At 57.4% G+C, this 25,764-nt stretch carries 19 protein-coding genes; 6 read left to right on the top strand and 13 right to left on the bottom strand.

Translation table 11 applies throughout. The annotated features are described in order from the left end of the window. The first annotated feature begins 12 nt into the window (after positions 1 to 12). A complete protein-coding gene (bioA, locus tag IQ241_RS05735; RefSeq protein ID WP_193905460.1) occupies positions 13 to 1,293 on the top strand; it encodes an adenosylmethionine--8-amino-7-oxononanoate transaminase in 1,281 nt (426 codons plus the stop codon). On the opposite strand, the gene IQ241_RS05730 is transcribed toward bioA, so the two are convergent. The 3 genes from IQ241_RS05730 to IQ241_RS05720 all read right to left on the bottom strand — a co-directional run bounded on the left by IQ241_RS05730 (position 1,277) and on the right by IQ241_RS05720 (position 4,116). Continuing rightward, a complete protein-coding gene (locus IQ241_RS05730; RefSeq protein ID WP_193905459.1) occupies positions 1,277 to 1,723 on the bottom strand; it encodes a hypothetical protein in 447 nt (148 codons plus the stop codon). The genes bioA and IQ241_RS05730 overlap by 17 nt on opposite strands. A gap of 161 nt (positions 1,724 to 1,884) precedes the next feature. Next, positions 1,885 to 3,618, bottom strand: a complete 1,734-nt coding sequence (locus IQ241_RS05725) for an ATP-binding protein (protein ID WP_193905458.1) — start codon at positions 3,616 to 3,618, stop codon at positions 1,885 to 1,887. 99 nt (positions 3,619 to 3,717) lie between these two features. Then, on the bottom strand, positions 3,718 to 4,116 hold the full coding sequence (locus tag IQ241_RS05720; protein ID WP_193905457.1) for a heavy metal-responsive transcriptional regulator: 399 nt from the start codon (positions 4,114 to 4,116) through the stop codon (positions 3,718 to 3,720). A 110-nt stretch (positions 4,117 to 4,226) separates the two neighbouring features. Between IQ241_RS05720 and IQ241_RS05715 the strand changes: the two genes are divergently transcribed. Then, complete coding sequence (locus tag IQ241_RS05715) at positions 4,227 to 4,982, top strand: aspartate/glutamate racemase family protein (RefSeq protein WP_193905456.1); 756 nt, start codon at positions 4,227 to 4,229, stop codon at positions 4,980 to 4,982. A gap of 64 nt (positions 4,983 to 5,046) precedes the next feature. On the opposite strand, the gene IQ241_RS05710 is transcribed toward IQ241_RS05715, so the two are convergent. After that, on the bottom strand, positions 5,047 to 5,964 hold the full coding sequence (locus IQ241_RS05710) for a ChaN family lipoprotein (protein WP_228021417.1): 918 nt from the start codon (positions 5,962 to 5,964) through the stop codon (positions 5,047 to 5,049). Positions 5,965 to 6,133: 169 nt separating this feature from the next. Between IQ241_RS05710 and IQ241_RS05705 the strand changes: the two genes are divergently transcribed. Both IQ241_RS05705 and IQ241_RS05700 read left to right on the top strand, forming a co-directional pair. After that, positions 6,134 to 6,616: a QcrA and Rieske domain-containing protein gene (locus tag IQ241_RS05705; RefSeq protein ID WP_193905455.1), complete on the top strand. Its 483-nt coding sequence runs from the start codon at positions 6,134 to 6,136 to the stop codon at positions 6,614 to 6,616. 495 nt (positions 6,617 to 7,111) lie between these two features. Continuing rightward, positions 7,112 to 9,562 carry a hypothetical protein gene (locus IQ241_RS05700; protein ID WP_193905454.1) on the top strand — a complete coding sequence of 817 codons (2,451 nt, stop codon included), beginning with the start codon at positions 7,112 to 7,114 and terminating at the stop codon, positions 9,560 to 9,562. A 39-nt stretch (positions 9,563 to 9,601) separates the two neighbouring features. Here IQ241_RS05700 and IQ241_RS05695 read toward each other — a convergent pair whose 3' ends face one another. From IQ241_RS05695 to IQ241_RS05675, 5 genes are all read right to left on the bottom strand, one after another. Continuing rightward, complete coding sequence (locus IQ241_RS05695; protein ID WP_228021416.1) at positions 9,602 to 11,479, bottom strand: ABC transporter ATP-binding protein; 1,878 nt, start codon at positions 11,477 to 11,479, stop codon at positions 9,602 to 9,604. 61 nt (positions 11,480 to 11,540) lie between these two features. Beyond that, the gene (locus IQ241_RS05690; RefSeq protein ID WP_193905453.1) at positions 11,541 to 12,020 is read right to left on the bottom strand and encodes a thiol-disulfide oxidoreductase DCC family protein; all 480 of its coding nucleotides are present in this window, start codon (positions 12,018 to 12,020) and stop codon (positions 11,541 to 11,543) included. Between the two features lie 91 nt (positions 12,021 to 12,111). Continuing rightward, on the bottom strand, positions 12,112 to 12,768 hold the full coding sequence (locus tag IQ241_RS05685; RefSeq protein ID WP_193905452.1) for a DUF4033 domain-containing protein: 657 nt from the start codon (positions 12,766 to 12,768) through the stop codon (positions 12,112 to 12,114). A 16-nt stretch (positions 12,769 to 12,784) separates the two neighbouring features. Further along, the gene (locus tag IQ241_RS05680) at positions 12,785 to 15,988 is read right to left on the bottom strand and encodes an efflux RND transporter permease subunit (protein ID WP_193905451.1); all 3,204 of its coding nucleotides are present in this window, start codon (positions 15,986 to 15,988) and stop codon (positions 12,785 to 12,787) included. 81 nt (positions 15,989 to 16,069) lie between these two features. Next, on the bottom strand, positions 16,070 to 17,566 hold the full coding sequence (locus IQ241_RS05675; protein WP_193905450.1) for an efflux RND transporter periplasmic adaptor subunit: 1,497 nt from the start codon (positions 17,564 to 17,566) through the stop codon (positions 16,070 to 16,072). 361 nt (positions 17,567 to 17,927) lie between these two features. On the opposite strand from IQ241_RS05675, the gene IQ241_RS05670 reads away from it, so the two are divergent. Beyond that, positions 17,928 to 21,473: a DNA polymerase III subunit alpha gene (locus tag IQ241_RS05670; protein WP_193905449.1), complete on the top strand. Its 3,546-nt coding sequence runs from the start codon at positions 17,928 to 17,930 to the stop codon at positions 21,471 to 21,473. Between the two features lie 118 nt (positions 21,474 to 21,591). Then, complete coding sequence (locus tag IQ241_RS05665) at positions 21,592 to 22,161, top strand: Uma2 family endonuclease (RefSeq protein WP_193905448.1); 570 nt, start codon at positions 21,592 to 21,594, stop codon at positions 22,159 to 22,161. Positions 22,162 to 22,217: 56 nt separating this feature from the next. On the opposite strand, the gene dprA is transcribed toward IQ241_RS05665, so the two are convergent. The 4 genes from dprA to IQ241_RS05645 form a co-directional block, all read right to left on the bottom strand. After that, entirely contained in the window at positions 22,218 to 23,297 is a 1,080-nt protein-coding gene (gene dprA / locus IQ241_RS05660) for a DNA-processing protein DprA (RefSeq protein WP_193905447.1), read from the bottom strand. Positions 23,298 to 23,379: 82 nt separating this feature from the next. Then, complete coding sequence (locus IQ241_RS05655) at positions 23,380 to 24,042, bottom strand: DUF2301 domain-containing membrane protein (protein WP_193905446.1); 663 nt, start codon at positions 24,040 to 24,042, stop codon at positions 23,380 to 23,382. 48 nt (positions 24,043 to 24,090) lie between these two features. After that, complete coding sequence (locus IQ241_RS05650) at positions 24,091 to 24,810, bottom strand: rhomboid family intramembrane serine protease (protein ID WP_193905445.1); 720 nt, start codon at positions 24,808 to 24,810, stop codon at positions 24,091 to 24,093. 36 nt (positions 24,811 to 24,846) lie between these two features. Next, on the bottom strand, positions 24,847 to 25,749 hold the full coding sequence (locus IQ241_RS05645; protein ID WP_193905444.1) for a S66 peptidase family protein: 903 nt from the start codon (positions 25,747 to 25,749) through the stop codon (positions 24,847 to 24,849). Positions 25,750 to 25,764 lie beyond the last annotated feature (15 nt).

Raw genomic sequence — 25,764 nt, 5'->3', positions numbered from 1 at the left:
CAACTTTTCAGTATGCATCCTAATATCTGGTACCCCTATACTCAGGCTAAGACCGCCCCCTCTGCTATTAAAGTTAAGTCAGGTAAAGGCGCTTGGCTGGAGTTGGAAAACGGTCGGCAGATTTTAGACTGTATTTCGAGCTGGTGGGTCAACACCCACGGGCATGCCCATCCACAGATTGCCGCAGCGATTTATCAGCAGGCCCAGCAGCTAGAGCAGGTGATCTTCTCGGGGTTTACCCACGACCCGGCAGAGCAGCTAGCGGAGCGATTGGTGGCCAAGCTACCCGATGGCCTGGAACGCGTTTTCTTCTCCGACAACGGCTCGACGGCGGTAGAAGTGGCGCTGAAAATGGCCTATCAGTATTGGGTAAACCAGGGAAAGCCGCGTCAGGCTTTTCTGGCGTTTCAAGGCGGCTATCACGGCGATACTTTTGGCACCATGGCAGTGGGCGGGCGCTCAATCTTCTCGGAAGTCTTCAGCGATTTATTGTTTGAGGTTGACTTTGTTCCTTTTCCGGCCACCTACTGGGATGATCCTCAGGCTGAATTAAAAGAACAGACGGCAATCCAAAAAATTGAGGCGGCTCTGGCCGAACAGCCCCAGCGCTACGCCGGGATTCTGATCGAGCCGCTGGTGCAGGGAGCGGGGGGAATGCAGATGTGCCGCCCTGAATTTTTACAGCAGCTGCGGCAGCTGGCTCAGCAGCATAATACGCTGCTGATTTTTGATGAAGTGATGACCGGATTTGGCCGAACTGGCGATTGGTTTGCCTGCCAGAGAGCCCAATCCACCCCCGACCTTATCTGCCTGTCTAAGGGCATCACCGGCGGCTTTCTGCCACTGGCGGTGACGGTTTGCTCAGAGCAAATTTACCAGGCGTTCTACAGCGACGCTCCGATTAAGACGCTCTACCACGGTCATAGCTATACGGCCAATCCGCTGGGCTGTGCCGCCGCCCTAGCCTCGCTGGATCTAATGGCAGTGAATGAGCCTACCTTTCAATCAATGGAGGCACAGCATACGCGAGAGCTGCAAAAGCTGCGATCGCACCCCCGCCTAGAGAAGCTGCGCGTCACCGGCACCATCGCCGCCATGGATATCGTCACGCCAGAGCAAACCGACTATCTCAACCCGGTAGGCATGCAGATTCGCCAGGCGGCCCTGGAGCGCGGGTTACTCCTGCGCCCCTTGGGGAACGTGCTCTATCTGATGCCGCCCTACTGCATTACCGCAGAAGAACTCACGGCAGCCTACAGCGGCATTGAGTCGATCCTTACTCAGCTCGATTAGGCTGCTGGGTTAAAGAGCGGTTTGACTGGCTCTCAACCGTCCAGAGGGTATCCATATCCCTGAGCATGTACAGCGCAAAGCAAGCGGCCAGCATCGGCCAAGCGGCGAAAAAGAGCAGGTTAGGGTCGGTAAAAGGCGCGAAATATTTGGGCAAAGCAATCACCGTTGAAAGGGCGTGCATAAACAGCACAATTAGGTAGGTAATGCCTTTGCGAAAGCCAATGACAAAAGCAATCACCACCAGCAGCTGGAGCATGGCCAGAACATAGACAACCGCGGTGCCAACGCCTTGAATCGAATAAAAGGCGGCAAAGATAGCAACAGCGTGATCCGGCCGAACGAATTTATCAAGTATCCACATCAGCAGCACCAGGGCGACGCTGAGCCGCATCAGCAGTAAAGAAAGCGCAATCCGAGCATTGGCATTCATAGCAAGCTCCTCCAAGGTATTAATGCGATCGCATCTACCTTAGATAACGCCGATGAGATTATCATGAGAGCAAGCTGAGTTTGCAACAGAACGATACCCAAATCATCACTCCCAACGCCTACCCATCCACCCCATTACTCCCCTACTCCATCACCCTACCCTCACCCCGGCCAGGTAAAGCGGAAAACACTGCCCTGCCCAAGCGCCGACTTCAGAGTCACCCGACCACCGCGATCCTCAACTAGCTTTTTCACAATAGTGAGACCGATACCCGTGCTCTCAGATGACCGGGTACTATCTGCATTAGAGTAATTGAGGCGCTGAAAAATGCTGAAAATCTTCTCTTGGTTTTCAGGCGCGATACCGGGGCCATCGTCGGCGATCGTAAATTCATAAAACCGCTCCTGTTTCTGCCAGGAAATCTGCACTGTGCCATCAGAGCGGTGATGGTGCTTAATCGCGTTGCTCATTAGATTAGTGAGTACCTGCTCCAGGGCAACCTGCTCGGTGTGCAACGTCGGCATTTCACCCTGTATCTGGATGTCAAACTCCGGTGGCCGCGATAAGCCTGCCTGAATCTCCGCTAGCAGCCTAGCTACATCAACGTCTGTCTTCTCGATCGATAGCCGTCCTAGTCGCGAATACTTGAGCAAGGCATCGATCAGGCCGTCCATTCGCAAAACGCGAGACTGGAGTAGCGAGAGCTGCCGCTGATTTTCTTCAGGGAGCTGACCGCCGAGATCCTCCATCAGCCAGTCAGACAGATTGGAGATCGCCCGCAGCGGTGCTTTCAGGTCATGGGAAACAATATAGGTGAACTCGTCAAGCTCTCGATTGCGCTGTCTGACCGACTCTGTCGCTTCAAACAGGACAGTATTCACCCGCTCTAGCTCATCGGCTCGCTGCTGTAAGTCGGCCTCAGCCTGCTGCCGACGGCTGAGTTCAGCCGTCAAATCGTCAACCAGCCTGGCCTGCTGGAGCGAAATCGCGATCTGTACGGCCAGCTTCTCGAACATTCCTAGCTCATCGCTTTCCCAATGTCGCGGGCTGCTGCACTGGTGGGCAATCAGCAGCCCCCACAGGTGTGCCGAGAAGCCATTTTGCTGAGTCGGGTGCAGCATCACCGGCACGACCAGATTGGCCCGAACCTGAAACGACTCCAGCAGCTCTAAATGGCAGGGCGAGAGTTCGGCGCTATAAACGTCGTCAATGACGGTCGCCTGCCCCTGCTGATAATGCCGGGTCTCCTGAGCTTGAAAGCAGGTATCCTGAATCAGACAGCCCAGGGACTGTCGCCAGCCAGCCCCAACCGATTCGGCGACGATAATGTCTGGTTGGTCTGGTATAATCTGATAGATAACGGCGCGATCGCAGTGCAAAAACTGCCTGACTTCCTCAACTGCCGTGTCCAACACCTGCTGGGTACCGCTCGCTTCCCGAATCCGCAGGGCGACCTCGGCGATCAGGGTCTGCTGCTGCCGGTTTTTATTAAGTAGTCGCTGCAAATGGGTTTGGGTCAGGGCTGAGTCAATGACCTGCCAGACGTCTTGGGCCGAGAGTCCGTCCTTCGCAACATAGTCCTTGACCCCCTGCCTGACGGCCTGCCTCGCAATGGTCTGGTCGCTTTTCTCAGTCAGCAGAATGACCGGTACTGGGCGAGACAGCTGCTGTCTCAGGCTAGACAAAAGGTCAAGCCCGGCCATGTCGGGCAGCAGCGAGCTGAGCAGTAACACGTCTGGCTGCTCTGTCTGGCACAGGGTCAGGGCCTGCTCGCCAGAGTCTGCTTCCAAGACAGTATATTGGCTGCGCCGGTCCTGTCTGAGGTAGTCGCTCAGCATCGCCCGGTCTGGCTGAGAGCCATCGATAATCAGAATTTTGGGAGATTCATCAGGCATTGACGAGGTTCTAGAATGGGTCAGGCTAATCTGATATAGCCTATTTACCGATTGGCTCACATCTATCGAGAGAAACGTTGGCAATGCATAGGTGAACGGCTATTCGATGATGGGACAGATCGGGGCATTAGCGGAGGGCTCGGCGGTAATCAATGACTGGAGCTGGGTTTTGAGCCCGGTGAGCTGCTCAATTTGGCGGTCAATCTGAGCAATTTTAGTCTGAAAGGTTTGGCGGACTTCCGGGCAGGGCAGCTCGCCCTGGTCATGAATGGCTAGGATCTCGCTGATTTCCTGAAGCGTAAGGCCGAGGGTTTGCGATCGCTTAATAAACGCCAGCCGGATCAGCGTATCGGGCGCAAATAGCCGAAACCCACCGCTGGTTCGTTTTTTAGATTGGATCAGGCCCAGCGCTTCGTAGTAGCGAATGGTTTTGACCGGCACGCCGCTCTGGGCTTTGACCTCGCCGATCTGAAGTAGGGTTTGGGTAGAAACAGACATAATTCGATTGATATCGATAAACTCGGGCTGAGAGTTCAACCCTCCAGTTCGCCGGAGAGTATACCCCAGTTTACTAGAAAAACGGAATCAATAGCAGTGGAGAGAGTGAAATGGTGTGCGATCGCGGCTTTCGAATCAAGATTATCAACGGCAATACCAATGAAACGATGACCGCAGGCATCGACGCCGCGGCCCAGGCGGTGCGGCTGCCGCAGACCAAAGTAGTCACGGTCCAGCCCGAGAGCGGCCCCGAGTCGATTGAGTGCTTTTATGACGAGTATCTGGCAATTCCTGGCATTCTGGAGCAGATTGCCTTAGACAAGGACGCAGATGCCTTTATCCTGGCCTGCTGGGGCGATCCGGGAATTGAGGCCGCCCGGGAAATGACGACCAGACCGGTCGTCGGCATTGCCGAAGCAAGTCTGTATATTGCCAATATGCTGGCGGCGAAATGGAGCGTCGTCACCACTACCCATCGAGTCCGCGACATGGTGGAAAAGACAGTGCAGAAGACGGGCATTCGCGATCGCTGCGCCTCGGTACGCACAACGGATTTGGCCGTACTCGACACGAATCACCGCGATGCCACCTTGGAAGCCTTAACTATCGTCAGTCAGATCGCGATCGCAGAAGATGGGGCAGAGGCGATTTGCCTGGGCTGCGCTGGCATGAGCGGGCTGGATTCTCAGCTAGAGAAGCGTTTAGGTGTGCCCGTGATCGACTCGGTCGCAGCGGCGGTAAAGCTGGCAGAGTCTTTGATTGGCCTACAGAAATTGACCAGTAAGCAGATGACCTATCGGCTACCGGAGCTGAAGACGGTGAAGGCGTATCCGGTGCATTTGCAGCCGCAGTGGTTGAGGCAGTAGGGGCAGGGTTTCCCTACCCGCGCAGCGAGGCCATTGGAATAGGGTAGTGAGTTAAAGAATAGATTCATTCGGGTTTGGCTGGGGGGGCGCTGGTCCAGAAGAAGTCGGCGATGTGGTCATCGGTTTCGGTTAGGGTGGCGTCGGGCGGGTGGAGCAGCACGCTGTACTGGGTTAGGTCTGCTCCCAAGCGTCGGGCGACCCGGCTGGGAATACCGTAGTCAAAAATAATGTGACCTTCTCCGGCTAAGACGATCACCTGCTGGTCGGGATGAGCTGCCGCGTAGTCTGCCACGCCCTCGGCCATGGTTTCATCCCAGAGCACCTGGGCGGCAAAGAAATTCTCAAAGCTGAGGCCGCCGTGGGGGCCGCCGTGACCTTCCAAGAACTGTCGCAGCCAGTCCTGATAGTCGGTATCGCTGGTATCGATTTCGGCTAACGGCGGAATATATCGCAGATCGGCTTCAGCTAAGCTATCGAGCCCGGTTTGGGCCACCTTGCGGGTGACTTCGGCAGGTGTATTCAGGGCAATGAGCGGAATTTGATTCGCTTTGGCATAGCGCATGATCGGCGCGTAGAGCTCCCAGGGAAAGCCCCAGCGGGTTTCATATTCGCTTTGAGCAATCAGCTCGGCTTCGGTCAGCTCGCCTGCCAGATAGCGATCGAGGGTCGGCTGAAAGGGGCGCTGGAACATTTCGAGGGCGATCGCGATTTCCCTTGCCTGGTCCAGCGACTGAATGATCTCCAGCTGGGCCTGATGGTCCGCCGGGTCGTCGTGGGTTTCAGCCAGGTAGACCACATCGGCGGTTTCTAAGCGGGTCAGGATTTCGGCCTGCAGCTGGGCCTGCGACTGGGCCTGCGACTGGGCCGACGACTGGGCCGAAACCTCAGCTAGGGTTGGTGGGTCGTAGCTACAGGCCGCAAGCGGCAGCAAAAGCAGCGCGCTGACCAAACCGCTGTGCCACAGCATCGGCAAAAATTTCAATCGCTCACCTCTATACATTGGCCAGTGTTGGATTAATACAGGCAGTGTAGCGGGCTAGGCTGACGCGATGCCAGAAGCTGAAATAATTTCGCTGGTATGATTCCATTGCTATGCTTTTGACAAGCCCGCATCCTGAGAACTCGCTGGGCATACACAGAGGAGAACATCAATGAAACGCCGTGAATTTATGACCTGGGTAGGGTTAGGCGCGATCGCGACCTCTCTGCCCATTGCCCTAGCGGCCTGCACCCCCGAACCGGCTGCGCCAGAAGATCCTTCGGAGCCAATCGAGCCCTCTGCCGTCGCAGATGGAGACACTACGGCCCAGGCCGCGCCGGGAGAAGCTGAGTTTGTAGAACTTGGCCCCGTCGCGGAGCTCGACCAGCAGGGCTACCTGGCGAATGAATCACTCCAGGGCGAGCAGGTGATTGCCGTCAGAGACCCAGCTAACCCCGACGCGGTTATCGCGCTCAGCTCCAAATGCACCCACGCGGGCTGCACGGTTGCCTGGGAAGGTGAGGTGTTTGCCTGTCCCTGCCACGGCTCCCAGTTCAACCCGGATGGTACGGTTGCCAACGGGCCAGCAGGTGAGCCGCTACCGTCCTATCAGGCCAAAGTTGAAGGCAATACCGTGCTGGTCAGCGTCGGCTGAGGGGCGAGATCGCGCTCGAGACTGCTGCTTTTTGCTTTATTTAGAGTCAATGGGTCAAACGGGTCACAGCCATTTGGCCTTTTTTTTTGCTTGCCAGTCAGAAAATATCGTCCTTACCTATATTTGATTTCAGACTAAATCGGCCCTTCATTCACTTTTTTGACTTGTAAATTTGCCTTTTTTTTACCGGCAAATCTACGGATCCGCGTCTCAGTACGTCAGTAGTTCTGCATGGGATCGGTATCAATTAATCGATTAAAATTCAGAGGTTTTTACTCAACTCGTTTGCCCCACTCTGTGAGTATGGGGGCTAGTCCCGTTGGCGCTTGGCCCAAAAGCCTGACCCCGGGAACATCCGCGTTCCTGACTAGTCTGAGTTACGAGCAAATAAACCTGCTTGGACTCTTTTGTACTGAGCCAGAGTTAGGTGTTAAATTTTGCTGGGTACCATGCTGAAGGCAAAAACATTAAATCTTTACGAAGGGCTGACTGGTTATGAATCCTTCTTCAAATTCAACCAAACCTAGTTTCCTAAACGGTATTGAAGACAACAACTTAGACGTGTCCGCAGCCAGCTATCTAGGAGGCAGCGGAGACGATTCGGCTAGAGCTGTTGATATCAGTCTGGATGGCCAAACGGTGATTATCGGCGGGCAAACGCCCAATCACTCCCCTGGTGGCAAGCCGTATAGCCTGCTCGGCGGCGGTGACGGTATCGTTATGCGCTACGACAGCCAGACCAATCAAGTTTTATCGAATACTCGCCTGCCTGGTCAGGTGCGCGATCTGGAAGTGAATCCAAATACGGGAGAGATCGCAGTGGCCTACGGCAGCGGCATTGCCGTGCTCAGCCCAGACGCCAGCACAGTGATCTGGAGCAAGCCCATGGACAGAGCCGAGCGGATTGCCGTTTCTAGCTCGGGAAAAGTCGCTGTCCTCCAGGATTTCCCGATTGGGAAAAGCGATCGCGTCACCCTCTACAGCAGCAGCGGCGCGGCCCTGCAGGACTGGAGCAGCAACAGCGGTCGCCGCTATTTTCAGGATGTCGCCATCTCCGACCAGGACGGCGGTGCGGTGGTGATTACCGGCTTCAAGCAGGCCCGGGTTGACCTGCAGGTCGCCTTTACCCAGGCTTGGACCTACGACGGTCAGGCTCGCTGGAGCAACTATGACTATAGCTCTCAGGCCGTCGATGCGGTCAATCTTCTGGCCGATACCCGAGGCGAGCGAATCGCCTTTGGTCAAGACGGCAAGCTCTACTCAGCTAACTGGGTGAATGGCGGCATCGGCTATTCCATCTTTAGCCGTGAACCGTCTGACCTGGCTCAAAAAGTGACTGAGCAGATGGTGATCACCGACAAGTACACGAATTCCTACAATACCAGCAAAGTGGCGATGACCTGGTACGGCGAGTATGACCTCAAGACCGGCGGTTTGGTCAAGGGGCAAGGGCTGGTCACTCGCCGTTCAGACGGTAAGGGCAACAGCATCACCCCCGATGCGATCACGGCGGACAAGGACGGTAATATCTATCTCAGCGGTAGCGCGTCGGCTTCCATCCAGGACCGGGATAGTCAGAAAATCGAAGGCCAGCAGGTGAGCGGCTATGTGGCCAACGACGGCTTTCTGGCGATTATCAGCCCCGATCTCAAAACACGCTATGCCTGGACGCCAATTTCGAGTGCGAAGGGCACCGTTATTGCCGTGAGAGATGGCGTAGCCGCGATCGCGACTACGACCAACTTCAAAGGCAGCCAGATTACCGACAACCCGATTCAGGGCCAGGCGGGCGGCGGAAAAGACGGCTATTTCCTTATTCTCGGCGGTCAGGATGTGCCTGTGGGGACGCCTTCGCCGTCAGCGCCTACACCCCCCATACCGCAGCCCGAGGCCCCTACTCCACCCCTGACTCAACCTGACATTACCCCTCGTTCGCCCATCCGCATCGAAGCTGAAAAGCTGAAGCTAAACGGCTATCAGCTCAACACTGCCGCCGCTGCTCAGGCTTCTGGCGATCAATTTATCTCCTTAAAGACCAGCGGCACCCAGCAGGGAACAGCTGAGGGCGTTTTCCAAGGCCCGGCTGGGCTCTACCAGATTCAGGTCGGCTACTACGACGAGAACGATGGTCGCTCTGCTGCGAGTTTTTCGATCGGGGGTCAGACTAAGCGCTGGACATTTGACCAAAAGCTGCCGAGCAACTGGGTTAGCGCCGAGAATAAAGTGGTCCAAGTGATTGATACGCTGTCGTTAACGTCGGGCGATGCCTTCATGCTGTCCGGCCAGCGGCAGGACAGAGAGTATGCTCGGTTTGACTATGTAGACTTCATTCCAGTCGAAAGCAATCGGGCGGCTGAATCTGATCCGCCATCGGGGAACAGTTCAGGGCCGATGGCAGGAGAGCAGGAATCTCCGTATTCTTTAAGAGTTGAAGCTGAAAGCCTCCAGCTGCAGGGCTATCAGATTAAGTCTGTGGCTGCGGCTCGGGCTTCTGGGAATCAGTTTATTTCCCTCAAAAACAGCAAAGCCAAGCAGGGAACGGCTAAAGGCATCTTCAACGGGCCTGAGGGGCTCTATGAAATCCGGGTGGGCTACTACGATGAGAACGATGGTCAGTCGGCGGCCAGCTTCTCGGTCGGTGGCAAGACTCAAAGCTGGACATTTGACCAAAAGCTGCCAAGCAACTGGGTCAGTGAAAAGAACAAAGTCAGTCGAGCCATCGATACGCTGGCGCTGCAGTCAGGCGATGCATTTACCATCAGTGGGCAGCAGCAGGCTGGCGAGTTTGCCCGGTTCGACTACGTCGATTTCGTTCGAGTGGGTTCCAGGTCAACCGGAGCAAACAGCATGGCTACGACTGATAGCTTAGGTCAAACGCTAGAGGACCTCACCGCAGTAGGCTCGACGACCCACTCCTTTGTCAATGGCAGCAGCTCAGTCCTGTAGATCAGCAAAGATCGCGTTCTCGAATCCTCCGGGCAGGGTTTAGACCTTGCCCGATTTTGATTCTGTTGTGTAGCTCGCGGCCTGAAGGCGGAACATTTCGGCATAGCGGCCTGACTCGGCCATGAGCTGCTCGTGGGTACCCATTTCAATAATTTGGCCCTGGTCGAGAACCACAATCCGGTCGGCCATGCGGACGGTGGAAAAGCGGTGACTGACCAAGAAAGTCATTTTTCCCTGGGTGAGCTGGCGGAAGCGCTGGAACAGGTCGTGCTCTGCGATCGCGTCTACCGCAGCCGTGGGCTCATCCAGAATCAGAATCTGCGCCTGGCTCATAAACGCCCGGGCCAGGCCGACCTTCTGCCACTGGCCGCCGGAGAGGTCTACCCCGCCAGAAAACATTTTTCCCAGAATGGTTTGATATCCTTGATCTAACGCCTCAATCACGCTGTCGGCTCCCGCATCGACGGCGGCCTGCTGAATCTGGGGAGTCTGCTGGCGCATCGGCAAATTGCCAAAGCCGATATTGTCTCCTACGCTCAGCGCATAGCGGGCAAAGTCCTGAAACAGAACGCCGATATTGCGCCGCAGGTCGCTCAGCCGAAAGGCCGATAGGGAAATGTCATCAACGGCAATCCGACCGCGATCGATGTCGTAAAGCCGGGTGAGCAGCTTTAGCAGCGTCGTTTTGCCCGAGCCGTTGAGGCCCACCAGGGCAATACATTCGCGCGGCCCGACAGTGAGGCTGATGTTTTTGAGCGTCGGGGCTTTAGCGCCGGGATAGGTGAAGTATACGTTTTCCATCACCAGCCCCTCCCGCAGCGGCGTGGGAAATGCCTTGGGTCGAGGCGGGCTGACTACTTTAGGCGTCAGGTCGAGAAATTCAAAATACTGCGAGACGTAGAGATTGAACTCATAGATATTGGCAATGCTGAGCAGCATGGCCGCGCCCGCCGACTGGGCTTGCTGAAAGGAGCCGACGTAGAGCGTCAGGTCGCCAATCGTCACCGCCCCCTGGATCACCTGCCACAGCACCAGCGCATAGGCGCCATAAAAGCCAACCGCTGCCACCAGCTCAATGCTGCTCTGCGCGATCGCCTGTCGCCGGGCCAGCAGCTGCGACTCCTGATTGAACGCTTCGCGAATGTCCTGATACTGCTTGGCCAGGTGGTCACCCAGATTGAATAGCCGCACCTCTTTAACGTATTGGGGCTCGGTCAGCACTTCACCAAAATAGTCGGCTAGGCGGCGCGAGGACGTCTGGCGGCGGGTCATCCAGAATCGCCGGTCGGAGAATCTTACCCCGACCCAAAAGGTCGGTATTGCGCTGATTAACAGCAGCAGGATCACCAGCGGGCTAAAGCGCAGCAGCAGGGCCAGCAGGCCGACAAATCGAGCCGTCTGCCCCAGCAGACTGGTCAACGTCCGCAGCACCCTGAGCGGATACTGGCTGCCGCTCTGCTGCGCCCGGTTGAGGATATCGTGAAATTCTGACGATTCGTAGTGGGCCAGGTCGAGCCGGACGGCCTGGTTTAGCAGCTGGGTGTTGGCATAGAGCAAAAAGCGATCGCCCAGTATCTGAGTCGTATAGCTATCCAGCTGCTGCAAAATCGCCTGACCCACCATCAGGCCAAACCCCAGGCTGACCAGGGGAATGAGCTGCTGGATCAGGGCCGCGATCGCAGTCCCCCCCGCCACCAGCGCTACCACCTGGTCCACGATCAGCTTGCCAATGTAGAGCTGCGCCACCGGCAGCAGCGAACTGCTCAGCGTCAGCAGCAGGCTCACCAGCAGCAGCCTGGGAGCCGCCGCCCAAACCAGCCGCCGCAGCCGGGGCAAATCCCTCAGCGTCGTGAAAGGCCGAGCGGCCCGAGATAGAATTTTGCGGACTCGAAAGGCGGTTGAGCGAAGAGGCAGCAAGAATTAAGCGGTTGAAAAAGTTAGTGGACTCTCATTATGCCGCCGTTATTCGGTCTGCGGTTCATTCCACTGAGCTATCGCTTATGCGGCAGCGGTCTGACTCGCAGCTCTGCCGCTGGGCAACAATAGTTTCCAGGTCGGGGCGTCCGGTCATCGCCAGCCGTCGGTCGGCCCAGAAGTCGTAGATCTTATCGACGATCGGCCCAACGATCGGCCATTGGGTAGCGGCATAGACCCAGCCCATGCCCAGAGCGCTGTAGACCCGGCGAAAGACTTCGACATTTTTCACCACGCTGCCGTCGGGCAGCACAGCGTGAATGCGACCCATAGCGGTTTCAAAGTCTACGTCGCCGTGCTGGGCCGGGTCGTAGTCGGGGTCGGCGATATCGACAAAGTGGACGATGCCGCGTCCGGCGTCTTTCTTTTGTAGAAAGTTGACTTCTCTTAAACAAAGCGGGCAGTTGCCGTCGTAGAGCAGCTCGATGTCCCAGCTCGGGGTGGAAGCGGCAGAGGGTTCGGTTTGGGTGTCAGCAAGGGTCATGGTTTGGCAGAAGTGAATAGCGCCGCCTGAGGCAAGCGCTCAGGGGATACCTCTATTTTAAGAAATGTAACGACAAAGCTTCAACCCCAAGTCAGTTTTCCTGCACCTTAGGGCAGGCGATCTCGCCCGGCTCAGCCATCTCGCAGCGATCGTCCAAACAGGGCTGCCGGTAGGCATCTTCGGTTTCCAGCGGCGGCGGCAGCTGGCCGAAGACCATTTCGCAGCTCAGGTCTTCAAAATTTGGCGTCATGGTCAGGGGAATGCCAAACTTCTGGGTGAAAAAGTCCTGCGTGGGCAGCTTGCACATGTTGACGCACATGCCCACGCAGCCGCTGTGGTCGAGATAGCGGCACTTTTCAATATGGACGCCGCTGCGCTGCCGCTTGAGTCCGCCATCGAGTTGCTTAATTTCGGCCTCGACTACCTCACAGGGGCCGACCAGCCATTCAAATAGCCGCGTTGCAAACCAGGCGTTGAGCTCGCAGACCAGTCGGGTTGGCGAAAAGAAGGTGCGAGTCGCCCAGAGCACCGGAGCGGGAACCAGCGATCGCAGCACCTGGGCCACCACCGCCTGCTGGGCCTGGGCGCTGCGGCCCCGCATAATCTGCCGCGACAGAGCGACAAAGCCCTCATAGCCAGTGCTGGGCGTTCCCCGTCCCAATGCCTTGGCCATCTTACGAGAAAACAGCCAGATAAAGACCCGGTCGGCCAGATTGTCATGATGGGGCTGGGGTGCGGTTGTCTCCATAGGGTTCTAAAGGCTTCTAAGAAGCCGATTCAACGTTAGAGGCCTGCTCAACGTAGCGGCCCTGCCCGTCACGGTGGCCATCGCCATTGTAATCACCTGAGCCGTTATCTCCATCGCTCGGCGGCACGAACTTTTCGCTCAGCTGCTTCACCACAATATAGAGAATCGGCACCACAAACAGGCTGAGGAAGGTCGCCACAAACATGCCGCCGAAGACCGCCGTTCCCAGGGACTGACGGCTGCCCGCCCCGGCCCCGCTGGCAATCACCAGCGGAAAGATGCTGCTCAGGGTGGAAATCGCCGTCATCAAAATCGGTCGCATCCGCTGCTGGGCCGCTTCTAGCGCCGCTTTAACAATCGTGCGGCCCTGCTCTCGCAGCTGGTTGGCAAACTCCACAATCAGAATCGAGTTTTTACTGGCCAGGCCGATCAGCATCACCAGGCCGATCTGACAGTAGATGTCATTGGGCAGGCCGCGCAGGGTCTGGGCCAGCAGCGCCCCTAAAATCGCCAGCGGTACGGCAAAGAGGATAATCACTGGGTCCACGTAGCTCTCGTACTGGGCAGCCAGCACTAGAAAGACGAAGACAATTCCCAGGCCAAAAATAATCGGGGCCTGGTTGCCCGACTCAATTTCTTCCAGCGCCGTCCCCGACCATTCATAGCCCAGACTGGTGGGCAGCACCTGGGCTGCGACCTGCTCCATGGCGTCGATCGCAGCGCCGGAACTGACCCCCGGTGCGGCCTGGCCGCTAATCGAAATCGAGCGGAAGAGGTTGTAGTGGTTGATCGTCTGGGCCCCCGTGGTTGGATTGACCGACAGCAGATTCCCCATCGGCACCATTTCGCCCGTCTCCGAGCGAACGTAGAGCTTTTGAATATCTTCTGGCTTAGAGCGATAGGCCTGGTCGGCCTGGACATAGACCCGATAGGTGCGACCCTGGAGGTTAAAGTCGTTGACGTAGCTAGAGCCCAGATTGGTTTGCAGGGCGCTGAACACATCGTCGATGTCCACCTGGAGGGTTTTGGCGCGATCTCGATCCACTTCCACCGTCAGCTGCGGCGTGCTGGCCGCATAGGTGCTAAAGACAGATTGCAGCTGCGGGTTTTGATTGGCAGCCCCAAGCATCTGGCCCATGTAGGACACCAGGGTACCGAGCTCTAAGTTACCGCTGCGGTCTTGTAGCTGAAATTCAAAGCCGCCGTAGCTGCTCAAACCCTGGATGGACGGGGGGTTGACGGGCAGCACCCGAGCTTCGGTAATGCCCATCAGCGGCCCCTGAACCCGACCAATGATGTCAAAGACTGAAGCGTCTCGCTCGCCCCAGGGAATCAGCGTCGTAAAAACAACGCCGCTATTGGCCGTATTACCGCTAAAGCCGAAGCCGCCGACGGCAAAGGTGGCGCGGACTTCGGGCTGTTTGAGCAGCTCCTCCTCAATCTGGGCCATCACGTCGCTGGTGTAGTTGATTGAGACGCCCTCAGGCCCCTGGACTAGGGTGATGAAGTAGCCCTGGTCTTCGTCCGGCAGAAAAGCTGATGGAACGCTGGTATAGAGCCAGCCGGTAACTACCAGCAGCAGTGCAAAGACCCCAATCACCAGCGGCTTCACCCCGACCAGAAAATCTAGAATGCCGCTGTAGCGATCGCGCACCCAGTCCAGTCCCCGATTGAAGGTGCGGAAGCCGCGCCCCAGCCAGCCGCTGCGCTCGGGACTTTGCCGCAGCAGCAGGCCCGAAAGGGTGGGGGTGAGGGTGAGGGCGTTGAAGGTGGAAATCGCGATCGCAAACGCGATCGTCAGCGCGAACTGCCGGTACAGCGCTCCCGTTGTACCGGGGAAAAACGCCACCGGAATAAATACCGCCATCAGCACCAGCGACGTGGCAATCACCGCCCCCGACAGCTCTCGCATCGCCTGGATTGCGGCCTGACGTGGCGGCATCTGCTGGTTTTGGATCTTGTCGCTGATGTCCTCGACAACCACGATGGCGTCATCGACGACCATCCCCGTCGCCAAGGTAAGACCAAACAGGGTGAGGCTATTAATCGAAAACCCAAAGATTTTGATAATGGCAAAGGTGCCAATCAGCGAAACCGGGATTGTAATCGCCGGAATCACCGTCGTCCGCCAGTCCTGAAGGAAGACAAAAATCACCAGCACCACCAGAGCCACGGCCTGCACCAGCGTCCAGACCACCCGCGAGAGTGATTCTTCGACAAATTCGGTGGTGTCAAAGCCAATCCCGTACTGTAGCCCTGGCGGAAAATCAGCCGCCAGCTCTTCCATCGTGGCCTTGACCCCCTGGGCTACCGACAGCGCGTTGCTGCCCGGCAGCTGAAAAATCCCCAGACCAATCGACTCTTGACCCCGAAAACGCAGGAATGAGCCATAGCCCTCGGCCCCGAGCTCGGCTCGGCCCACATCCCTCACCTTCACCAGCTGGCCGTCTTCGCCCGACTGGATCACCACATTTTCAAACTCGGTGGGATCTTCCAATCGACTTTCAGCCCGCAGGTCAATCTGGTAGGACTGATCGTCGGGGCTGGGCGGCTGTCCAATCTGGCCCGCTCCCACCTGAATGTTTTGCTCTTGCAGCGCATCGATTACATCCTGCGAAGTCAGATTGCGACTGGCCAGCCGCCGGGGGTCTAGCCAGAGCCGCATGGCGTAGGTACGCTCGCCGAAAATCTGCACATTGCCGACGCCCTGAACCCGCCGCAGCGCGTCCACCATATAGAGGTCGGCGTAGTTGCTGAGAAAGATATCGTCGTACTCGCCGTTCTCGCTAAACAGGCTCATGGCCAGCAGGATGCTGCTGGATTCCTTCGAGACCACGACCCCGGTCTGACGCACCACTTCGGGCAGCTGCGGCTCCGCTAGTGAAACCCGATTCTGCACGTCTACTGCGGCAATGTCTTTGTCCCGACCGGGCTCAAAGGTCGCGGTGATGTTGCTGACCCCCGTGTTACTGCTGTTCGAGGTGATGTAGCGCAGCCCTTCGACCCCGTTGATCTCTCGCTCCAGCACCGTCGTGACGGCATTTTCAACCGTCAGCGCGTCGGCGCCGATGTAGTTGGACGTGACCGTCACCTGGATTGGGCTGATGTCGGGATATTGGGCAATCGGCAGGGTAGGAATGCTGACCGCGCCAATCAGCAGCATAATCAGCGCACAAACCGTGGCAAAAACAGGCCGCTTGATGAAATAGTTGACAAACATAGATTCACCCTGAATCTAAAGGGGGCTGGTCTAACGGCTGGTCTAAACTGGATTATTCCTGGGCCTGACTCCTGGACGGGCCTACTGGGGTGGAGCCGGGGCAGAACCTTCGCTTTCGGCTTCGCTTTGGGGCACAATCGGCACGCCGTCTCTGAGATTGAGCAGGCCGGAGGTAATGATCGTTTCACCCGCTTCGAGCCCTTCTAAAACCTGGTAGCGATTGCCCTGAATGGCCCCTAGCTCAACCTGTCGCTGGCTGGCGATCTGCTCAGGCGGCGGCGGCCCGGCCGCTTCGGGGGGATTACCCTGACCCAAAAATCTGCGCCACAGCGACGGAGCGCCATTCCCACCGGCAGCGGCAGGGCCGGGCGCCGCCTCTCCTGCGCCTTCCTCGGGCGGCGGTGCGTCTGCGGCAACATAGACAAAGGCTTGCCCCCCAATGCGATTAATCGCCGTTGCCGGCACCAACACGCCGGGACGCCGATCCCAGATCACCCTGACCTCTAGCCGCTGGTCATCCTGTAGGGGCCGATTGGGAGCAGAAAAGCGAGCCTTGGCTAAAACGGTCTGGGTGCCAGCCGTAGTTTGCGGTGATATGAAGCTAATCGTGCCGGAGGAAACCGCCTCCTCGGCTCCGAAGGGAATCAGCTCGACCGGCAGACCCACCCGCAGCCGATCGGCTGCTTCGATGGGCACCGCCAGCTCTAGCTCCAGACTCTCATTTTGAGTAATCGTCGTCAGGGTGGCCCCGGCATTGACATAGTCCCCCAAATCCACCGGGATGTCGCCGATGATTCCGGCAATCGGAGCGGTAACCGTTTTATCTTGCAGATCCTGGCGCACCGCGCTGGCGTTGGCCTGAGCTTGGGATAGGGCTGCCTCAGCCTGGTTCAGGCTGGCTCGAGCGGCGTCAATTTCTTCTTGGCCGGCGGCCAGGCTAGCCCGGGAAACGCTGAGATCACGGCTCACCTGGTCGAGCGCCTGCTGGGCCTGAGCCCCCTGGGCTACCAGCGACTCCGTCCGTTCGTATTCAGTCTGCTGGAGTTCTAAATCGGCCTGCAGCTCAATTCGCCGAGCTTCTGCAGCCTGTAGCAAGGCGCGAGCATTGTCACGCGCCGAGCGGGCCGCGCTGACGTTGGCCAGAGCGCCGCTCAGCTCGGCTTCGGAGCGCTCAGGACTGAGCTGCATAATCGGATCGCCAGCCGCGACGCGATCGCCCGAGGAAGCAAAAATCTGAGTGATTCGCCCTGACGCCTCGGGCTGGAGGACAACACCGGCCTGGGCGTCTAAGGTGCCGACATACTCAGAACTATCCTCCAGCTGCGCTGTTTGCAGCCGCTCTAGCTGCACGGGAACCTCCTGCGGCATCATCTGCTGCTGCCCCCGTCCTCCTAAGCGTCGCCAGAGGGCAAATCCACCACCGGCGATGACGAGCAGCGCCGCCGCTAAAATCAGCCAGTTCCGACGCGGGTTTTGTTGCTCTGAGGCGTTGGGGGGTGGCGCATCTGGCGGCAGGGCCAGGCTGGATTCATGGGGCGCAATATTGGCGGTACCCTGGGGGTCTGCAGAAGAGGTCATCAGCGCTACCGGGTCGTCCTGGGCTACGGAAGATGGACCAACACAGGGACGAAAACTGCGTCAGGCGGTCGTTAACTAAACTTATGGGTTTAGTCTAGCTTGGCTGGTCAGTATTTGCACTGTTGGCCAGGATACCGCTCAGAATTTGAATCGCCAGCTGAATTTTTAGCCCGGTTTCAGGCGCATTACAAAAAACTCTACAGTTAGCGCTACATTTTCACAGAAGTACTAGATGTAGCGGCTAATATTCGATAATCTAGAGCTAGTCTTGGTCTGAGTTTCCCTTCAAAACCCCCTGTCCAAACCATTGCAACAGGGGGTTTTGAAGGTATATTTGTACTATTCACCCCTGAGTTGCCCTATGTCCTTCGTTGGCCTCCACATCCACAGCGACTACAGCCTGCTCGATGGGGCCAGCCAGCTGCCGCCCTTGGTCGAGCGAGCAAAGGAAATGGGGATGAGCGCGATCGCGCTCACCGACCACGGCGTTATGTACGGCGCGGTGGAGCTGCTCAAAGTCTGCCAGAGCGCGGGGATCAAGCCGATTATCGGCAATGAGATGTACGTGATCAACGGCGACATCACCAAGCAGGAGCGCCGTCCCCGCTACCACCAGGTAGTGCTGGCGAAGAATACCCAGGGCTACAAAAATCTGGTCAAGCTGACCACCCTGTCTCACCTGGAGGGCGTCCAGGGGCGCGGCATTTTTTCTCGGCCCTGCATTAATAAGGAGCTGCTGGAGCAGTATCGCGAGGGCCTGATCGTCACCAGCGCCTGTCTGGGCGGTGAAATTCCCCAGGCCATCCTCCAGCAGCGGCTGGACGTGGCCCGGCGAGTAGCCCAGTGGTACCAGGAGCGCTTTGGCGAGGATTTCTACCTCGAAATTCAGGACCACGGCTCTCCCGAAGATCGGATTGTCAACGTCGAGATTATTCGGATTGCCCAGGAGCTCGACATCAAGGTGATCGCCACCAACGACTCCCACTTTATTTCCTGCCTGGATGTGGAAGCCCATGACGCGCTGCTCTGCATCCAAACCGGCAAGCTGGTGACCGAAGATAAGCGGCTGCGCTATAGCGGTACCGAATACCTGAAGTCGGCTGAAGAAATGCGGCGGCTGTTTCGCGACCATTTGCCCCAGGAAGTGATCGACAGCGCGATCGCGACTACCGTCGAAGTCGCCGACAAGGTGGAAGCCTACAGCGTCCTGGGCGACCCCCAATTTCCTAATTTCCCCATTCCTGACGGCTATACCAGCGAGAGCTACATGGCTAAGGTGGCCCGCGATGGGCTGGTCGAGCGGTTTGAGCTGTCGAGCTATGAGGAAGCTGAAGCGGAATATCGCGATCGCCTGGAGTACGAAATCCAGATGATGCACCAGATGGGGTTTGCTACTTACTTTCTAGTGGTGTGGGACTACATTAAATTTGCCCGAGATAATGATATTCCCGTAGGGCCAGGGCGGGGCTCTGCCGCCGGGTCGCTGGTCGCCTACGCCATGGGTATCACCAATATTGACCCGGTGCATCACGGTCTGCTGTTCGAGCGGTTCCTCAACCCCGAGCGCAAGTCAATGCCGGACGTCGATACCGACTTCTGCATTGAAAAGCGTGAAGACGTGATCCGCTACGTCACCGAAAAATATGGCAAGGACCGCGTTGCCCAGATTATTACCTTCAACCGCATGACCTCCAAAGCCGTGCTCAAGGACGTAGCGCGGGTGCTGGATATTCCCTACGGCGAATCCGACAAGATGGCAAAGCTGATTCCGATTTCGCGGGGTAAGCCAGCCAAGCTGAAGGTGATGATCTCGGACGATACGCCTGCGAAGGAATTTAAAGCAAAATACGACAGCGGCGAACTCGTCCCCGGCGCTAGCGTCACCTATCGTCGCTGGCTCGATATGGCCATGACGATTGAGGGCACCAATAAAACTTTTGGCATGCATGCGGCAGGCGTGGTAATTTCTGCCGAGCCGCTAGACGAGATTGTTCCGCTCCAGCGCAACAACGACGGCTCGGTGATCACCCAGTACTACATGGAAGACATCGAAGCCGTCGGCCTGTTGAAGATGGACTTTTTGGGGCTAAGAAACCTCACCATGCTCCAAAAAGCAGTGGACTACATCGAGCAAAACCACCAAACGACAATCGACCTCGACCGGCTGCCAATGGACGATCCCGAGACGTTTAAGCTGCTAGCGAAAGGCGATTTGGGTGGCGTCTTCCAGCTAGAATCTTCTGGGATGCGACAGATCGTTCGAGAGCTCAAGCCCTCAGGCTTAGAAGACATTTCTTCTGTTCTCGCTCTCTATCGGCCTGGACCACTCGATGCCGGGCTGATTCCTAAGTTTATTAATCGCAAGCACGGACGAGAAGCAATCGACTACGAGCATAACATTCTTAAGCCAATCTTGAATGAGACCTACGGCATCATGGTCTATCAGGAACAGATCATGAAAATTGCTCAAGATATGGCCGGATATTCTCTCGGTGAGGCCGATTTATTGCGTCGGGCCATGGGCAAAAAGAAAGTCTCGGAAATGGAAAAACATCGAGAGATTTTTATCGCTGGTGCTGAGAAAAATGGTGTTCATAAAAAGACAGCAGAGGCGCTGTTTGAACAGATGGTTTTGTTCGCGGAGTACTGTTTTAATAAATCCCATTCAACAGCTTATGGGTTTGTTACCTTTCAGACCGCCTACTTAAAAGCTAATTATCCCGTCGAATATATGGCGGCGCTGCTGACGGCGATTAGCGGCGATCAGGACAAGGTGCAGATGTATATTGCTAACTGCGGCAGTATGGGAATTGAGGTGCTGCCGCCGGATATCAATCGTTCTGGGGTGGATTTTACGCCGCTGAAGCGAAAGATTTTGTTTGGCCTGTCGGCGGTGCGCAATGTGGGATTGGGCGCAATCGAAGCGCTGCTGAAGTCGCGGCAGACGGAAGGCCATTTTCAGTCGCTGGCCGATCTGTGCGATCGCGTCGATCTGCGCGCCGTCAACCGCCGCGCCCTAGAGGCCCTGATTCAGAGCGGCGCCTTTGACGGGTTGAACGGCAACCGGCGGCAGCTAATGCAGGATCTAGAATATGTGCTGGACTGGGCGCAGGGTCGGGCCCGCGATCGCGAAACCGGCCAGGGCAATATCTTTGACATGCTGGGCGGCGCTACCGCCAGCGACGCCAGTCAGACTGCCAGTCAGACTGCCAGCCAGGCCTATGAGTCGGCCCCTAGCGCGCCGCCGGTAGAGGACTTTGACCCCCAGGAGCGGCTGCGGCTGGAAAAAGAGCTGCTGGGCTTCTATATCTCTGACCATCCGCTCAAGTCGGTGCAGCGCCCGGCCAGAATCTTGGCACCGATTAGCCTGGCCGAGCTGCCAGAGCAGGCCGAGAAGGTAACGGTCAGCGCCATCGTCATGCTCAGCAGCGTCAAACCGATTACGACCAAAAAGGGCGATGCGATGGCGATTGTGCAGATTGAAGACCTCAGCGGTCAGGCCGAAGCCGTCGTTTTTCCGCGCTCCTATCAGCGCATCGGTCAATACATCCGGCCCGATGCGCGGCTGATCGTCTGGGGTAAGGTAGACCGCCGCGACGACCGCAATCAGCTGATCATCGACGATGCCGAACCAATCGAAGACGTTCGCCTGGTGATGGTTGAGCTGAATCCCAGCATTGCCGGCGACATCGAGCAGCAGTATCGTCTGCGCAATGTGCTCCAGCAGCAGCAGGGCGAAGACCGAGACGCCGCCAAGGTACCCGTGATCGCCATGATTACGGCCCAGGGCAGTCGGCAGGCGGTGAGGCTGGGGGCACAGTTCCGGGTGAAGGATTCCGAAGCCGCTGTCGCCGCGCTGAAGGCCGCTTCCTTTAATGCCAAGGCGACTCCCTTGGTGATGGCTTAAGGGGCCCGGTAAAGGACATCTCGCCGCAGACCCATGCCACGTTGGGTTACGCGATCGCTCCGCCTAAACCTGGCATAAAATTTAAGCATCGTTCAGCAATCAGGAGGCAGCCCCTCTCATGGTGCAGGTCACCCAACTCAAAACTTTCGATGACTACCTGGCCTATTCTGACGGGACTGATAACCGCTACGAGCTTACCAATGGAGAGCTAGTTGAGGTGCCCCCTGAATCGGATGAAAATGTGATTATGGCCCGAGCGATGGATCGAGCCCTGTCAGACATCGTCGGATTCCGGCGCGTCCGCACCCATCAGCTCGCTCTCGAAATGCCGGGGCAGCCTAAAAATCGTTTTCCAGACATTACCGTACTGAGACCCGAACATCCTGAACAGTTGAAAGGACTGGGGCAATCTGCGATTCGCTTTGACATGGCACCGCCGATGCTAGTCATCGAGATTGTTAGCCCTGGAGCCGATAACCAGAGACGAGACTATATCGACAAGCGCAATCAGTACGAATGGCGAGGCATCCCTGAGTATTGGATCGTAGATCCGGTGCTGCGGCAGGTCACGGTGCTGTCTTTGACAGACAATGGCTATGAGGAAGTTATTTTTACTGAAGACGAAACAGTCGTTTCGCCCATGTTTTCAGAATGGTCTCTCACGGCAGCCGAGATGCTATCAGCGTAAGGGAAGCGGATTAGCCCATTGAGCCCAGAAGCGCTAGAAGTCATTGAACATTTGCCCTAGCTGCGCTGGTACTGCATTCCGGGTACCTGGGTGACCAGGCCCAGTAGCTCTAGATGTATCAGAGCGGCTAAGACGGTACCGGTTTCCATTTGGGTTTTTTGCACAATCAGGTCTAGCAGGATGGGTTCGGTAGAGATAGCGCTGAAGATTTCGCGCAGGGGCGATTCCAGATCGGGCGGGGCGGCTTCGGGGGTAATGACGGGAATAGCGCCGAGCGAGTCTAACAGGTGGGCTTCGCTAAGTACAATCTGGCCGCCCTGGTCGATCAGCGCCAGGCAGCCGTAGCCGGTGGGGTTTTCCAGCGAACTGGGTAAAACATAGACATCGCGGCCATAGTCATTGGCCAAGCGAGCCGTAATCAGCGCCCCTGAGCGAACCGGTGCCTCGGTGACCAGCAGGGCATGGCTGAGGCCGGCAATAATCCGATTGCGGCGAGGAAAGTGGGTGCGGTCGGGCTGGGTGCCGTCAGGATATTCGCTCAGGAGCAGTCCCGTTTCAGCAATTTTTCGATGGAGCTGCTTGTTTTTGTACGGGTAGGCGACATTCACGCCAGTCCCCAAGACCGCGACCGTCTGGCCCTGGTGCTGGAGGCAGGTGCTGTGGGCTTCGGTATCGATCCCGGCGGCCAGCCCAGAGACAATCACCATTCCCTGCTGGGTCAGGCGCGTAGTTAGTCGGTGGGTCCAGCGACGCCCGTAGGCGGAAGGGCTGCGGGTGCCGACAATACCAACCGCTATGGCCGTCTTCAGCCGCAGCGGACCGCGATAGTAAAGAACGGGCGGCGGGTCGGGAATATCAAACAGCAGGGCGGGATAGTCGGCGTCGGCGGGCGTCCAGAAGGCGCGATTTTGGGCTTCGTGCTCAGCCAGCAAATCGGCGGGTTGCAGACGCGATCGCGATCCCACCAGCTCATCTGCCCCCAGCAGGCCAATCCCCTCGACCTGTAGCAGTTCGCTCGGCTCGGCCTCCCAGGCCACCGCCAGCGAGCCAAAATGGTCGTAGAGGCGCTTGATTAAAACCGGGCCTGCGCCCTTTACCTGAGACCAGGCTAGCCAATAGGCTCGCTCACCGACCAAGGCCCTGCCTCCGCCAATTGTCTGGCTAAATTATCGGCCAAACGGATGGCCAAAGCGATTGGCCTATTGTGCCCAATTCCGCTTAGACGGCGCTAGACTGCTGCTCGCGCTGCTGCGCCAGGTAGGCAAACACACTCTTATCGCCAATGTCCGGCGGGATGGGCTGTACCCCTTTACGCAGGGCAAACACGCCAAATAGGATGGCCCAGGCCGCCAGCAGCCCCGCTTCGACCGACGCGGGCAAAAAGCCGACCAGATGCCCCAGCAGCAGCAGCGGCACAATCGGCGCCAGCAGCTTGGTTTCAAATCGGTTGAAGCAGACTGCCTCTTTGAAGAAGATGCCGGTGAGCGACGCAAAGGTGAAGCCAATGCCCAAAATGGTCAGCGGCTGCTGATAGACCGTCAGCGCCAGCGGGCCGGGCTGGGTCAGGGCAATGCCCAGGCTAGCGACGCCGCCAACCGCCCAGAAAACCTGGATGGCCCGATGCAGCGCCCTTAAATAAATATGGATGTAGCTGAGGCTGACGCCCAGGGCCACCCACAGCACGACATAGCAGACGCTGGCCGCCTGCATCGCCCAGTTTTCAGCACCCCACTGGAGCGTTAGCAGCGTTCCTACCGCAAAGCTGATGGCGGCAATCGCGAGCCCAGCGCGATAGATTACCACCTCTCGCCGGTCCTCGGGCTCAATCGTAAAATTGCCAAACTGGCCTTCGTAAACTTCGGACTGCATTTCTGACTGCATAATCTTCGCCTCAGAAAACATGGATTAAATATTGACTCTCTATTCTCATTATCGACGATAGCGATAGGGATTGGGCGGTCCCCCCGGCTTTGAAAACAGGCCCAGAATCGGCCCCAAAACGACGCCAAAGACAAAACCACCCGCGTGAGCCCAGTAGGCAACCCCGCCGCTGCCCGTATTAGCAGTTGCGCCTAAGCTCATGAGGCCATAGAGGGCCTGCTGAATAAACCACCAGCCAAGAAAAAATATGGCGGGAATCCGAAAAGTCGTAATAAAGATGAACAGCGGTACCAGCGTCAGAATTCTGGCTCGCGGGAAGCGGATGATGTAGGCTCCCATAATGCCCGCGATCGCGCCACTCGCCCCTAGCGTCGGCACATTCGAAGTCGGCATAAAAAACCACTGCGCCAGCGCTGCTAATGCCCCGCAGGCGAGATAAAAAATTAGAAATTTGACATGGCCGAGCTGGTCTTCAATGTTATTGCCAAACACCCAGAGGTAAAGCATATTGCCGCCGACGTGCAGGAAACCACCGTGGAGAAACTGAGAGCTAATTAAGGTTAGCCACTCACCCCCGGCATTGACGTCGCCCCCCGTAAAGCTAGCCGTGAGCTCCTCAGGCACAACAGCGTAGGTGTTAAAAAACTGCTGTAGGGCTGGCTCCGATAGCGACATCTCAAATAAAAAGATGACGATATTAATCGCGATCAGGCTATAGACGACCACGGGGGTAATGCTAATCGGATTGTCATCATTAAGGGGAACCACGGCAGGCTGTATCCAAAATTTTCTTTATTGTACGGGCTACTGAAAGTCTGGGAATGACATTTCGCCCGTATTTCCATCTAGCCGAACCTGAATGCCAACGGGCAGCGTCGCATTTTCCCCGTCATGGCCAAAGGGCAGTTGGGAGACGATGGGGATGCCGAGGTCGGCCAGCCGGTCTCGCAGCGTTTCATCGACGGTCAGCGTCGGCATCTGCTGGGCGGGCTGCCACTGGCTGAAGCGGCCCAGGGCAATCCCTTTCGCCCTTTGAAATTTGCCCATCATGCGCCACTGGGTGAGCATTCGGTCGATTCTGTAGGGCGCTTCGCCGACGTCTTCAAAGGCCAGAATCACGTCGTCCAGGCTAGGTTCTACAGCGGTTCCCAGCAGATGGGTCGCGACCGTGAGGTTGCCCGGCAGCAAGCGTCCGGTCGCCTTTCCGCCGCCCCAGCCCTTACCCCGCAGCGGCGGCAGCTCTCCCCGCTCTACCCAGTTAAAGAGCCGCGATCGCGACCCGTCTGGCTCCGCTGCCAGCGTCGTCAGCAGCGGCCCATGGACGCCGGAAACACCCTGCTGACTCCAGCTCCACAGCAGGCTGGTGATGTCAGAAAAGCCGATTAGCCACTTGGGCTCAACCTGCGGCCAGCGCCAGTCCTCCAGCAGCCGCGCCCCGCCATAGCCGCCCCGAGCGCAGAGAATGCCCCGGCAGTCCGGATCCTTGAGCGCGGTCAACAGCTGCTCCCGGCGCTGCTCGTCTAGTCCGGCCAGGTGACCCCAGCGACCGTCATAGCCGGCGCAAAGCTGGAGCTGGTAGCCCCGCGATCGCCAAATCGCTAGCCCCTGCTCAAATTTATCTCGCTCCCGCAGTGGCCCGCTGGGCGCAATCACGTAGAGCCGATCGCCCGGCTGGAGCAGCGGCGGAATTTTCAGCGGCGGTGGCATAGGGAAGTGCTTTGT

This window comes from Vasconcelosia minhoensis LEGE 07310, assembly GCF_015207255.1.
In the GTDB taxonomy this organism is placed as follows: Bacteria; Cyanobacteriota; Cyanobacteriia; order Phormidesmidales; family Phormidesmidaceae; genus Vasconcelosia; species Vasconcelosia minhoensis.
Note: the sequence above shows the minus strand (reverse complement) of the source record. Positions and strands in the feature narration are given on the sequence as shown.